Source organism: Sphingopyxis solisilvae (assembly GCF_015475875.1).
Classification (GTDB): domain Bacteria; phylum Pseudomonadota; class Alphaproteobacteria; order Sphingomonadales; family Sphingomonadaceae; genus Sphingopyxis; species Sphingopyxis solisilvae.
This window is the reverse complement of record NZ_JADKYM010000018.1, coordinates 44,783-56,220: the sequence shown is the minus strand read 5'-3', so window position 1 is coordinate 56,220 and position 11,438 is coordinate 44,783. Positions and strand designations below refer to the sequence as shown.

Below are 11,438 nucleotides of genomic sequence, written 5' to 3'. Positions count from 1 at the left end.
CAGGGGGAGGGGCTTTGGCGCTGCCGTCGCTGCCCCTCCACCATCGCCTGCGGCGACGGTCCCCCTCCCCACGGCTTCGCCGCAGGGAGGATCGGCTGAGCCACTCCCCACCACCTACCGCCGCCGCACCCCATAATCGATCCGGATCCGCACCCACGCCCCCACCATCGGCTTGCCGCCCAGCCGCGGGGGCCGCACCCGGAATTGCCACGCCGCGGCCAGCACCGCGCGCATGATCTGCGATCCGTTGGGATATTCGTCCAGCCCGACGCAATCCTCGACCCGGTAATCGGGCGCGGTGCGGCACGCGATCAGGCCCCAGCCGGGGCCGTCGGCGGTCGATAAATATCCGCGCAATTCGCCGTCGCTCGGCTCGCGGTACCAGGCGGCGGCATAGAGCGGCTCGCCATTCGGCGCTGTCCCCACCCGTTCGGTGTCGCGATAGGATGAGGAAGCACTCCCCGTGTTGGGCGGCCCGTAAACCTGTCCGCCCGGCGGACGCACCCCGATCTTCGGGACGGTCGGCGGCGGTGGCACGGGCTGGGGCGGCGCGGGCGGCGTCGGTGCGGCGAGCGGCTCGGCGGCTTTCGGCGGCACCGGTTCGTCGGGTGTCGGGGGCTCGGGCCGCGGCGGGGTTTCGGCTTGCTCGCTCGCACGCGGGCTCGCTTCGGCTACCTCGTCCGCGGCCCGCGGCGCGGCGATGCTCACCACGCTGACCGACTGGTCCTTGACCGGTACCGGCTTTTGCAGCCCAAAAGCCACCAGCATCAACAGCAACAGCGCCGGGATCAACAGCGCCAGGCCGATCGCAATCGCCCGCCGCCCCGCGCCGATGCTGAGCTGTGCGACATAAGGGGTGGCGGGAGCAGGGGGCAGCGGAAGTGATCTTTGGTGGCGGCACCCGGCGGGTGCGCGAAGGCACGGTTCGCGGGGATAGGGGGGTGGCGGGTCGTTGACAAGGGCGGGGGGCGTCGGACGGGCGGCTGGTCGACGTGGGCTCGCTGTTTCCCTCCGGCGCAGGCCGGGATCTCGCCCGCTCGGATTTCAGCACCGGCGAGACCCCGGCCTTCGGCGGGATGACGAAAATTGGGCTAACGTCGACTTTCGACCGATTGTGGACATATTACTTTCGGCTATGATGGGGCCATGAGTTTCATCGCTCTCGCAGCGGGCGGATTAGCGTTCGCCTCATATTTGATAGGCCTCGCCTTGCTTTGGCGCGCGAAGGCGTATGCGCTGCTGACCTATCTGTTCGCACTACCGGTGCTACATCTGGCCGTGCTGGGATTTTTACCGAACGGTCCGCGGATTATTGCCTCAGCAATCGGTGCGCTTTTGATCGCTGCCCCAGTTGCGTTTATGCAGAGGAAAGCGAAGGCAAAGGCGAAAGAGACGGCGGTCTAGCAAACGTCAGCTTCCCACCCCAAACCAGCCTCAACCTAATGCCCCATATCCGCCGCCGACGCCTTGGGCGCCGCTGCCCCCGGCGGCCGCAGCAACAGCACCAGCGGCACCGCCGCCAGCGTCATCCACATCATCGCCCAGAAATCGTCGATATAGGCGACCATCGCCGCCTGCCGGTTGATCTCGGCATTGACCATCGCCAGCGCGGTCTCGCCCGCGATGCCGAACCGGTCGGCGGTCGACGGGTCGATGATGCTGACCGAGCTGCTCGTGACATGCGCCGACAGGTCGGCGTGGCTCGTTTGCAAATTGGTGGCCAGCAAGGTCGTCACAATGGAAATGCCCACCGACGCGCCCAGGCTGCGGAACAGATTGAGCAGGCTTGATGCGTCGGTGCGAAACTGCGGTGCGATCGTCGCGAAGGCCATGGTGTTGAGCGGAATGAAGATCAGCCCCATGCCCAGCCCCTGGATCAGCCCGCTGACAACCACCGGCTCCATCCCCATGTTCAACGACCAGTGGCTCATCTGCCACAGCGAAAAGGCGGCGATGGCCAGCCCGGTCCCAACCAGCCAGCGCGGATCGACCTTGCCCAGCAGGCGCCCGGCGACCGCCATGCTCATCAAAATGCCGATGCCGCGCACCGCCAGCGCAAGCCCGGTGTCGATCACCGGCCAGCCGAACAGATTCTGCAACATCGGCGGCAACAGCGCCATCGACGCGAACATCACCACCCCGACCACGACCATGAACCCCATCGCGGTGACCAGATTGCGGTCGGCCAGCATCGCGCGGGCGAACAGCGGCGCCTTGGCGGTCATCATATGGATGACGAATATCCACAGACACGCGACCGCGACGCCGCATTCGATCCAGATTTCCACGCTGTCGAACCAGTCGGCATGCGCGCCGCGGTCGAGCATCAGTTGCAGCGCCGCCAGCCCTAGCGCGAGCATCGAAAAGCCGAACAGGTCGAACCGCCGGTCCGTCCTGCGCGTCGCGGGCAACAGCGCCCACATCAGCGCCAGCGTCAGCAGCCCGAACGGCAGGTTGACGTAAAAGACCCACCGCCAGCTCGCCTGCTCGGTCAGCCAGCCGCCCAGCACGGGGCCGACGATCGGCCCGATCATGATTCCCATGCCCCAGATCGACATCGCGCGCGCATGGCGTTCTGGCGGGTTGATGTCGAGCATCACCGATTGCGACAGCGGGCCGATAAAGGCGGCGAACACCCCCTGCAAAAAGCGGAAGGCGACCATCTGTTCCAGCGACTGTGCCGCGCCGCACGCCATCGATGCAACGATGAAGCCGAAAATCGCGATCAGGAACAATTCGCGCCGCCCGATCCGGTCGGCCAGCCAACCGGTAATCGGCATCGCGACCGCGCTTGCCAAAATATAGCTGGTCAGCACCCACGTCACCGTCTCGCTCGTCGCGCCCAGCGCAGATTGCATATGCGGGATCGCGACATTGGCGATCGTCGTATCGAGGATCTGCATGATCGACGCGCCCATCACCGCAACGGTCAGCAGCGCGCGATGGCGGACACGTTCGTGCAGCGGGATGCTGTCGTTGGCGGGCAGCGCAGTGGCGGCGGGACGGCGGGGAAGGGGGAGGGAGCGGGAGGCCATGGCTAAACCCAATCCTCCCTGTGGCGAAGCCATGGGGAGGAGGACCGCTTGCGAAGCAAGGGGTGGAGGGGCAGCGACGGCGGCGCCAAAGCCCCTCCGTCAGCGCTGCGCGCTGCCACCTCCCCATGGCTGCGCCACAGGGAGGATACGTCTCTAAGTTCAGTACCCATATCCTCGTCATTGCGAGCAAAGCGAAGCAATCCAGAGCGGTTTACGCCAGCTCTGGATTGCTTCGCTTCGCTCGCAATGACGCGCTTGGGGGACGCCAAGCCCACCCCTACTCCCCCTTCACCGCACCGCCGCTCGTAAACACCCGCACCTCCGCCGACAGCCCCGCGATCATCTCGCGCGCCGGTTTTTCGTCGAACGCGATCCGCACCGGCACCCGCTGCGCCACCTTGACCCAATTGCCGGTCGCATTCTGCGCCGGCAGCACCGAAAATTCGCTGCCCGTCCCGGCGCCGATGGTCAGCACATGGCCGCGTACCTTCAGCCCCGGATAGGCATCGAACGTCACCTCGGCGCGCTGCCCGACGCGCATATCGGCGAGGTCGGTTTCCTTGAAATTGGCCTCGACCCACGGATGCGCGGTGTCGACCAGCGTCACTGCGGGCAGCCCCGCGACCATCATCTGGCCGATCTGGAGCCGGTCCGCTTGCGCGACGCGACCGGCGCTCGGCGCGCGGATGGTGGTGCGGGCGAGATTCACCTGCGCCTGCGACCGCTGGACCCGAGCCGCTTCGACCTGCGGGTTGACCCCGCTCGCCGGACCCGTGGCCAGCTTGGTGCGCGCCTCGGCGGCGGCGGCCTCGGCCTGCCGCACCCGCTCGCGCGCCTGCGCGACCGCGTGGCGCGACGCGTCATAGGCGGCGCGGGTCGTGAAGCCCTTTTCCATCAGCGCTGCCTGCCGCTCGAAATTGACCTGGGCAAAGGCGACATCCTCGCGCGCCGCGGCGATATCGACGCTCGACGTGCGGGCGCTTGCCGCCAGATTGCCGAGCTCGACCTGCGCCGCATCGATCGCGGCATTCGCCTGCGCAACGCTCAGCGCATAGGGTTCGCCGTCGATGCGAAACAGCAACTGCCCGGCGGCGACCTGCTGCCCGTCGCGCACGGCCACTTCGGTGATCCGGCCGCCCACTTCGGCGGCGACCGACACCTTGTCCATCTGGACATAGGCATTGTCGGTCGACACCGACCCGCCGCTGGTAAGCCACCAGCCGGCGCCCCCGGCAATCAGTAACGCCGGCAGGCCGAACATCAGCAGGCGGGTGCGCCATTTCGGCGTTTCGCGCGTTGCCGCAGCGGCGGGGGGTGGCACCGGGTCGGCCTGCGGCGCCGGCTTGGTGTCATCGGCGGCACGGCGCGCGGGTGACAGCTGGTCCATCAGGCGGCCTCCTCTTCTTTCAGGCATTCGCGGCGCGACAGATTGGCGCGGACGCGCTCGACCAGCGCCGCCAGCTGGTCGCGCTCGGCCGCGGTCAGCCCCTCGGTCGCCTCCGCGTTCAGCGCGTCGGTCGTCGCGCGCATCGCGGTCAACAGCTCGTCGGCGCCCGGCGCCAGATAGAGCAGCCAGGCGCGGCGATCGCTCGGGTCGGCGCGGCGTTCGACCAGTCCGGCCTCTTCCAGCCGGTCGATCATTCGCGACAGAGTGATTGGCTCGACCTCGATCAGTTCAGCCAGCGGCCCTTGCCGGATCCCTTCGTGGCGGCGCAAATAAATCAGCAGCCGCCATTGCAGTGCGGTGATGCCGCTGTCGCGGGTGCGGGCGTTGAACGCGCGGCGGAACAGCCGCGCGCTATCGTTCAGCAGAAATCCGATCGTATCACTCATGGCATGCGATATAATAGCAACTGCTATTAACTGCAAGGGATCGACCAGGTGACAACTTCGACAACTTCCGCGAAAACGATCCGTCTTGGTGTAAATTTCTCCGACAATGCTTGCAAAGCGGCGTGATTTCCGCAGGATGGCGTCATGACCTTGACCGCAGACCTCTTCTGGTCGTTCCGCTCGCCCTATTCGTACCTCGCCATCGGCCGCTACCGCGCGCTCGCCGCCAGCCACGACGTGACGATCAACCTGCGCCCCGTCTATCCGCTCGCGATCCGCCAGCCCGACTTTTTCGAGCGGAACCACCCCAATTGGCTCAGCTACACGATGCGCGACATGATCCGCGTCGCGCAGTTTCACGGCATTCCCTTCGGCCCGCCGCGCCCCGACCCGATCGTCCAGAATGTCATGACGCGCGAGATCGCCGCCGACCAACCCTATATCTACCGCCTCACCCGCCTCGGTCAGGCAGCGTCGCGCCGCGGCAAGAGCCTGGCGTTCGCGCATGAAGCGGCGCAGCTGATCTGGGGCGGCGCGACCGACTGGCATCTCGGCAACCATCTGGCCGGCGCCGCAAAACGAGCCGGGCTCGACCTCGCCGAACTCGACGCCGAGGCGGAGCGCGACGCGCCGGCGCTCGACAACGAGATCGCGGCGAACCAGGTCGCACTCGAAATCGCCGGTCATTGGGGCGTCCCGACTTTGGTGTTCGACGGTGAGCCCTTTTTCGGGCAGGACCGCATCGAAATGGCGCGTTGGCGCATGGAGCAAAAGGGTCTCCGCCCGCGCTGAACGGCCTTGCCCAACCGGCCGCTGCACGGGCATAGCCGGGGCATGACGAACGACCCACAATTTTTCGAAGCGCGCGACGGCGTGCGGCTGGCGTGGCGCGAAACGGGCGAGGGTCGGCCGTTGCTGCTGCTCCACGGTTTGTTCTCGAGCGGCGAGGTCAACTGGATCAAGTTCGGCACTGCGGCGCGAATCGCGGCCGAGGGTTACCGCGTGATCATGCCCGACCTGCGCGTCCACGGGTCGAGCGACGCGCCGCATGAGGAGGAGCATTATCCTCCCGACGTGCTGGTGCGCGATCTCGAGGATTTGGTCGCGCATCTGGCGCTGACCGACTTCGATCTCGGCGGCTTTTCGCTCGGCGCCCGCACCAGCGTCCGCGCGGTCGTCGCGGGGATGAAGCCGCGGAGGCTGATCCTGGGCGGCATGGGGTTGGCGGGACTCGCGGGCTGGCAGCGGCGCGGCGCCTTTTTCAAGCGCGCGATCGCCGAATATGAAACGGCCAAGCGCGGCGACGACACCTGGCTGTCGATCCAGTTCATGAAGACGATGAGGGTCGACCGCATTGCCGCCGGACATCTGCTCGACAGCTTCACCGACACCCCGCCGGAAGCACTCGCGGCGCTCACGATGCCGGTGCTTGTCGTGTGCGGCGAGCAGGATCAGGATAATGGATCCGCCGAAGAGCTCGTCGCGATATTGCCCGACGCGACGCTCGCGACGATCCCGGGCACCCATATGTCGAGCGTGACCGAGCCTGAACTGGGCGCGGCAATCACCGCGTTCCTGACCGCTTGACCGGACTCGCAGCAAGCGCCTAGCTGTTCCCATCGCGCCGAAGAGCGCCTTGGAACAGTTCAGAGGACGCACCCCATGAAAGCCATGATATCCAGCTTGTCGCTGGCCTTGTCGCTCGCGCTGACCGCGCCGGTGATGGCCGCTGATCCGAAACCGGCCGCCAGCGCGAAAACCGCGAAACCCACCGCCGCCGAAGCGGATGCCTTTGTCGCCGCCGCCGAAAAGGATCTGTTCGACTATACCGTCGAGGCAAGCCAGGTAAACTGGGTCAACAGTACCTATATCACCGAAGATACCGACGCGATGGCGGCGCGGATCAACGCCGTTGGCACCGAGAAATCGGTGAAATATGCGCTTGAGGCGGCAAAGTACAAGGATGTTCCCGGCCTCAGCGCCGATACCCGGCGCAAGCTGGACATGTTGCGCACGGGCCTAGTCCTGCCTGCACCGACCAGAAAGGGCGCCGCAACCGAACTCAACCGGATCGCGACCGCGCTGCAATCGCAATATGGCAAGGGCCGCGGGACGCTGAACGGCAAGGAAATCTCGGGCTCCGATATCGAGGAGCAGATGGGCAATATCGAGCGGACGCCCGCCGAACTCGCCGAAATGTGGACGAGCTGGCACGACAATGTCGGCGCCCCGATGAAGGATGACTACGCCCGGATGGTCGCGATCGCCAACGAAGGCGCGCAGGAACTGGGCTTTGCCAATACGGGCGCGATGTGGCGCTCGGGCTACGACATGTCGCCCGAGGATTTCGCCAAGACGACCGAGCGGCTGTGGCAGGAAGTAAAACCGCTCTATATGGCGCTTCACACCTATACGCGCTGGAAACTCAACGAGAAATATGGCGATGCAGTGCAGCCCAAGACCGGCCCGATCCGCGCCGACCTGCTGGGCAATATGTGGGCGCAGGAATGGGGCAATATCTACCCGCTCGTTGCGCCCGCGGGGTCGGGTGACCTCGGCTATGACGTTGGCGAGCTGTTGACTGCGCAAGGCAAGTCGCCGCTCGACATGGTCAAGATCGGCGAGAATTTCTATTCGTCACTGGGCATGGCGCCGCTGCCCGAAACCTTCTGGAAGCGGAGCATGTTCACCAAGCCCGCCGACCGCGAAGTCGTGTGTCACGCCTCGGCTTGGGATATCGACAACAAGGACGACATCCGCATCAAGATGTGCATCAAGGTAAATGCCGACGACTTCACCACCATCCACCACGAGCTTGGTCACAACTATTATCAGCGGGCGTACAAGGATCAGCCGTTTCTTTACCTGAACGGCGCCAATGACGGCTTCCACGAAGCGATCGGCGATTTCGTCGCGCTGTCGATCACCCCGCAATATCTCGTCGATATCGGCCTGCTCGACACCGCGAAGGTGCCGAGCGCCGACAAGGATATCGGCCTGCTCTTGCGGCAGGCGATGGACAAGGTGGCGTTCCTGCCGTTCGGCCTGCTCGTCGATCGCTGGCGCTGGGGCGTGTTCGACGGCACGATTAAGCCAGCCGATTACAACCGCGCCTGGACCCAGCTGCGCACCCAATATCAGGGCATCGTCCCGCCGGGCGAGCGGCCGGCGAATGCCTTCGACGCGGGTGCGAAATACCACATCCCCGGCAACACCCCCTACACCCGCTATTTCCTCGCGCGTATCCTGCAGTTCCAGTTCTACGAAGCGGCGTGCAAGCAGGCCGGCTGGACCGGCCCGCTCCATCGCTGTTCCTTCTATGGCAACAAGGAGGTCGGCGCGAAGCTGAATGCGATGCTCGAAATGGGGGCGTCGAAGCCGTGGCCCGACGCGCTCGAAGCCTTTACCGGCAGCCGCGAGATGTCGGGCAAGGCGATGGCCGACTATTTCGCGCCGCTGAAAGCGTGGCTGGACGAGCAGAACAAGGGCAAGCCGCAGGGGTGGTGAGCCGTAGCGTTTGACGACATCATTCGGCCGGGGAGTTCGCTTCCCGGCCAATTTTTTGCGCCTCGACCGCCTGTTTGAACCGTGCCAGCCGGGCGCTGGCGGCGGCGGCATGGGGGCCGATCCAGCGGTCGTGGATATCCTGAATCGGCATCGCGTTGAGGTGGTTCCACCGTTCGCGGCCGCGGCGTTCGGCTATCACCAGCCCCGCCTCCTCCAGCACTTTGAGATGCTGCATCACCGTGCAGCGGTCGATGTCGGCGAAATGGCTGCACAGCGCGCCCGTGGTCAGTGGCTGATCCTTGAGATCGTCCAAAATCTGCCGACGCACTGGCGAGGCCAGTGCCTTGAAGGTCGCATCGAACTTATCGTGAATTGACATGTTATAAAAATATAACATAATGAACTGCGACTCAAGCGGAGAATGAAAAATGGAACTGAAATTTCGGGTGGCGGCGCGGATCGCCAAGCCGGTGCATCAGGTGTTCGAGGCGGTTGCCGATCCGGCGCAACTGTCCGAATATTTTACCACCGGCGGTGCCAAGGGCCGGCTGGAAACCGGCGCGACGGTGACATGGGACTTCCATGATTTTCCCGGTGCCTTTCCGGTCTATGTGATCGAGGTCGTGCCAGACGAAAAAATCGTGCTCGAATGGCAGGCGAGCGAGGGCGAAGCACCCAATGTCGACGGCGGCGACCTGCAGGATGCCGATTACCGCACCCGCGTGACGATGAGCTTCAAGGCGCTCGACGATGGCCGCACGCTGGTCGAGATCGCCGAGGAGGGTTGGCGCGAGAATCAGGGCGCGCTCAGCGCTTCCTACGGCAATTGCCAGGGCTGGTCGCAGATGCTGTGCGCGCTCAAGGTGTGGATCGAGCACGGGATTCACTTGCGCGAGGACATGTATCGCTGATCCCGTCACGGGATACCTGGTACATTTTTCCGGCTGGTTTCAAGCCGCGACTTCGGCGATGGGAGCTTCCCCCGTAACCGAAAGGAACCCCTGTGAAGCGCGTGATTCTGGCCAGTGCCGCTCTGTTTGTTGGCGCCGGAACGGCGCAGGCGGCGACCTGCGAGGACGGATTCGTCAAAACGGGTAATCCGGTGACCGGCCTGCGTTTTGTCGCGACGACGACGGTGCCGAACATGAGCATGGCGAGCGCGGTGGGACAGATCAATGGCATCGTCGCCGCAAAAGGCTATGCCATCCTGGCCGCCGAACCCGCGAGCGGGGCGATGCTGATCGAGCCGCCCGCCACCGGCAAGTCGCGACCCTTCCCGATCGAAGTGGCTGCCGACGGCGCGGGCAATGTCCGCATGGAGGCCAAGTTGCGCGCCGGCATGGGGGTGCCCGAAGCGGGGGCCAAGGCCGAAATGTGCGGCATTTTGAACCAGCTGAAAGGCGGCAAGGCGGGCGAGACGCTGGCCGCCCAGGGACTGGGCGCGACCAGCGCCGCGGGCGCGCCGATCCGCATGAGCGTGTTGCGATTTTCACAGGACATCACCGGGCAGGCCGACAAGAATCATGCCGTGGTGCAAAAACGGTACGAGGGGCGGCAGTTCACCCTTTATGGCCCGATTGCCTATGTCGGGCCGCTCGGCGACAGCTACCGGGTCGAGTGGGGCCTGGTGGCCAATGTGCTGACCGACATCGTTCCGGGCCGCGCATCGGCCGGTTATTCGGTCAATTGTGTGCTGGCCCCGGGGCAGTCGGTGTATGCGTTGCAGCTGAAACCCGACAAGCATGTCGAACTGACCGGCACGTTCGACCAGTTGCAATATGGCCGGTCGACGGTCTGGCTGAAGGATTGCCGACCGACCAAGAAATAGCCGTGTCCGATCAGGGCGTCATAGCCCAACCGGCCAGACCCCCCGCGAGGACCAGCGCGGGGGCAACCAATGATCCCTTGACGCGCCACGCCACGACCAGAGCGGCAAGAAACAGCATCGCCGCGACTACGGGATCGGTGACGCGCCCGGTGGTGGACCAGCCGAGTTGCAGCAGCGTTGCCGCGATCACCCCGACGACGGCGGCTGCGACCCCGGCGAGCAGCCGGTGCAGCGCCGGATTTTCGACCACCGCCTCCAGCCGTTCGAAAAAGATCATCGAAAAGGCGAAGGCGGGGAGGAACATCCCCGCCGTGATCGCCAGCGCGCCGGGCAGACCGCCCGCCATATAACCGGCAAAGGTTGCGAAGATGACGAGCGGCGCGGGCAGCATGCCCGCCAGCGCCACCCCGTCGAGAAAGCTGGCATCGCTGATCCAGCCGCGGCCGGCGGTGTCGGCGCGGACATAGGGAATGGCGGTATAGGCGCCGCCGAAGGTCAGCAGGCCGCCCTTCAACCCGGCGACGAACAGCGCCAGGATGCTTGCCTCGCCCATCGCCGCGGCGGTCATTGGTGCGGGGTCCGAGACCGGCAGCAGAACAGCCAGCACGACCGCCACGACGGCAACCGTAACCGCCGCCGCGCGGTGCCTGGCCACGGCATAGACCAGCCCGCCCGCAACCAACGGAATCCAGAAGACGGCCCCCGCCAGCGTGGCCGCCAGCGCCGCCCCGGCGATCACCCACAACAGCGCGTCTTCGAGGATATGCGCCCCGATCCGCTGCACGGCTCGCGCGATGATGGCGAGGACGACAATTTGCGCGCCGAGAAAGACCGGCCCCATCGCGGGCGACCCGGCGATCCAGTCGCGGTAAAGCCATGCGACGCCGAGCATCAGCAGGAAACCCGGCAGCATGAAGCCGAGCCCGGCGAGCAGGCCGCCGATCCGCCCGCGCGCGATCATGCCGAGGTGAACGCACAGCTCGTGCGCCTCCGGCCCCGGCAGCACCTGCATGACCGCAAGCAGCCGGTTGAAGCGCGCCGGCGAGATCCAGCGTTCCTCCTCGACCAGTGCTTGCTTGACCATAGCGATCTGCGCGACGGGCCCGCCGAAGGCGAGCATCCCGAAACGGAGAAAGCGAAGAAAAAGGCGGGGTAGCGAGAGGCGGGGTGGCGAAAATTCTTCGGTCGTCATGACAAGCGCGCTCCTTGCCGCACATGCGGCGTGTGGAGCGGAA

The 11,438-nt window shown here is 65.6% G+C and carries 12 protein-coding genes; 6 read left to right on the top strand and 6 right to left on the bottom strand.

Annotated features, from left to right (window positions below; genetic code table 11):
- Nucleotides 1-114: 114 nt before the first annotated feature.
- Nucleotides 115-792 carry a hypothetical protein gene (locus IR187_RS12775; protein ID WP_228765916.1) on the bottom strand — a complete coding sequence of 226 codons (678 nt, stop codon included), beginning with the start codon at nucleotides 790-792 and terminating at the stop codon, nucleotides 115-117.
- A 354-nt stretch (nucleotides 793-1,146) separates the two neighbouring features.
- On the opposite strand from IR187_RS12775, the gene IR187_RS12770 reads away from it, so the two are divergent.
- A complete protein-coding gene (locus IR187_RS12770; RefSeq protein WP_194954994.1) occupies nucleotides 1,147-1,404 on the top strand; it encodes a hypothetical protein in 258 nt (85 codons plus the stop codon).
- A gap of 35 nt (nucleotides 1,405-1,439) precedes the next feature.
- On the opposite strand, the gene IR187_RS12765 is transcribed toward IR187_RS12770, so the two are convergent.
- The 3 genes from IR187_RS12765 to IR187_RS12755 all read right to left on the bottom strand — a co-directional run bounded on the left by IR187_RS12765 (nucleotide 1,440) and on the right by IR187_RS12755 (nucleotide 4,868).
- Nucleotides 1,440-3,035 (bottom strand): MDR family MFS transporter, encoded by a 1,596-nt coding sequence (locus tag IR187_RS12765; protein ID WP_194954993.1) that lies wholly within the window; start codon nucleotides 3,033-3,035, stop codon nucleotides 1,440-1,442.
- A 277-nt stretch (nucleotides 3,036-3,312) separates the two neighbouring features.
- Nucleotides 3,313-4,422, bottom strand: coding sequence for an HlyD family secretion protein (locus IR187_RS12760; RefSeq protein ID WP_194954992.1), 1,110 nt, complete (start codon nucleotides 4,420-4,422; stop codon nucleotides 3,313-3,315).
- Nucleotides 4,422-4,868: a MarR family winged helix-turn-helix transcriptional regulator gene (locus tag IR187_RS12755; RefSeq protein WP_194954991.1), complete on the bottom strand. Its 447-nt coding sequence runs from the start codon at nucleotides 4,866-4,868 to the stop codon at nucleotides 4,422-4,424. The genes IR187_RS12760 and IR187_RS12755 overlap by 1 nt, the downstream gene beginning before the upstream one ends.
- Before the next feature lie 144 nt (nucleotides 4,869-5,012).
- On the opposite strand from IR187_RS12755, the gene IR187_RS12750 reads away from it, so the two are divergent.
- The 3 genes from IR187_RS12750 (at nucleotide 5,013) to IR187_RS12740 (ending at nucleotide 8,375) form a co-directional block, all read left to right on the top strand.
- Nucleotides 5,013-5,660 carry a 2-hydroxychromene-2-carboxylate isomerase gene (locus tag IR187_RS12750; RefSeq protein ID WP_194954990.1) on the top strand — a complete coding sequence of 216 codons (648 nt, stop codon included), beginning with the start codon at nucleotides 5,013-5,015 and terminating at the stop codon, nucleotides 5,658-5,660.
- 42 nt (nucleotides 5,661-5,702) lie between these two features.
- Nucleotides 5,703-6,455, top strand: coding sequence for an alpha/beta fold hydrolase (locus tag IR187_RS12745; protein ID WP_194954989.1), 753 nt, complete (start codon nucleotides 5,703-5,705; stop codon nucleotides 6,453-6,455).
- Nucleotides 6,456-6,530: 75 nt separating this feature from the next.
- On the top strand, nucleotides 6,531-8,375 hold the full coding sequence (locus IR187_RS12740) for a M2 family metallopeptidase (protein ID WP_194954988.1): 1,845 nt from the start codon (nucleotides 6,531-6,533) through the stop codon (nucleotides 8,373-8,375).
- 19 nt (nucleotides 8,376-8,394) lie between these two features.
- Here IR187_RS12740 and IR187_RS12735 read toward each other — a convergent pair whose 3' ends face one another.
- The gene (locus IR187_RS12735) at nucleotides 8,395-8,754 is read right to left on the bottom strand and encodes an ArsR/SmtB family transcription factor (RefSeq protein ID WP_194954987.1); all 360 of its coding nucleotides are present in this window, start codon (nucleotides 8,752-8,754) and stop codon (nucleotides 8,395-8,397) included.
- 49 nt (nucleotides 8,755-8,803) lie between these two features.
- On the opposite strand from IR187_RS12735, the gene IR187_RS12730 reads away from it, so the two are divergent.
- Nucleotides 8,804-9,286 (top strand): SRPBCC family protein, encoded by a 483-nt coding sequence (locus IR187_RS12730; RefSeq protein ID WP_194954986.1) that lies wholly within the window; start codon nucleotides 8,804-8,806, stop codon nucleotides 9,284-9,286.
- A gap of 92 nt (nucleotides 9,287-9,378) precedes the next feature.
- Nucleotides 9,379-10,203 (top strand): hypothetical protein, encoded by an 825-nt coding sequence (locus IR187_RS12725; protein ID WP_194954985.1) that lies wholly within the window; start codon nucleotides 9,379-9,381, stop codon nucleotides 10,201-10,203.
- Nucleotides 10,204-10,213: 10 nt separating this feature from the next.
- Here IR187_RS12725 and chrA read toward each other — a convergent pair whose 3' ends face one another.
- Nucleotides 10,214-11,395 (bottom strand): chromate efflux transporter, encoded by a 1,182-nt coding sequence (gene chrA, locus IR187_RS12720; RefSeq protein WP_194954984.1) that lies wholly within the window; start codon nucleotides 11,393-11,395, stop codon nucleotides 10,214-10,216.
- Nucleotides 11,396-11,438 lie beyond the last annotated feature (43 nt).

Excerpts from the sequence above, each read along its gene's own strand:
- IR187_RS12750 (WP_194954990.1), top strand. The coding sequence starts at position 5,013 with ATGACCTTGACCGCAGACCTCTTCTGGTCGTTCCGCTCGCCCTATTCG.
- IR187_RS12740 (WP_194954988.1), top strand. The coding sequence starts at position 6,531 with ATGAAAGCCATGATATCCAGCTTGTCGCTGGCCTTGTCGCTCGCGCTG.
- IR187_RS12760 (WP_194954992.1), bottom strand. The coding sequence starts at position 4,422 with ATGGACCAGCTGTCACCCGCGCGCCGTGCCGCCGATGACACCAAGCCG.
- chrA (WP_194954984.1), bottom strand. The coding sequence starts at position 11,395 with ATGACGACCGAAGAATTTTCGCCACCCCGCCTCTCGCTACCCCGCCTT.
- IR187_RS12755 (WP_194954991.1), bottom strand. The coding sequence starts at position 4,868 with ATGAGTGATACGATCGGATTTCTGCTGAACGATAGCGCGCGGCTGTTC.
- IR187_RS12730 (WP_194954986.1), top strand. The coding sequence starts at position 8,804 with ATGGAACTGAAATTTCGGGTGGCGGCGCGGATCGCCAAGCCGGTGCAT.
- IR187_RS12745 (WP_194954989.1), top strand. The coding sequence starts at position 5,703 with ATGACGAACGACCCACAATTTTTCGAAGCGCGCGACGGCGTGCGGCTG.
- IR187_RS12735 (WP_194954987.1), bottom strand. The coding sequence starts at position 8,754 with ATGTCAATTCACGATAAGTTCGATGCGACCTTCAAGGCACTGGCCTCG.
- IR187_RS12765 (WP_194954993.1), bottom strand. The coding sequence starts at position 3,035 with ATGGCCTCCCGCTCCCTCCCCCTTCCCCGCCGTCCCGCCGCCACTGCG.
- IR187_RS12770 (WP_194954994.1), top strand. The coding sequence starts at position 1,147 with ATGAGTTTCATCGCTCTCGCAGCGGGCGGATTAGCGTTCGCCTCATAT.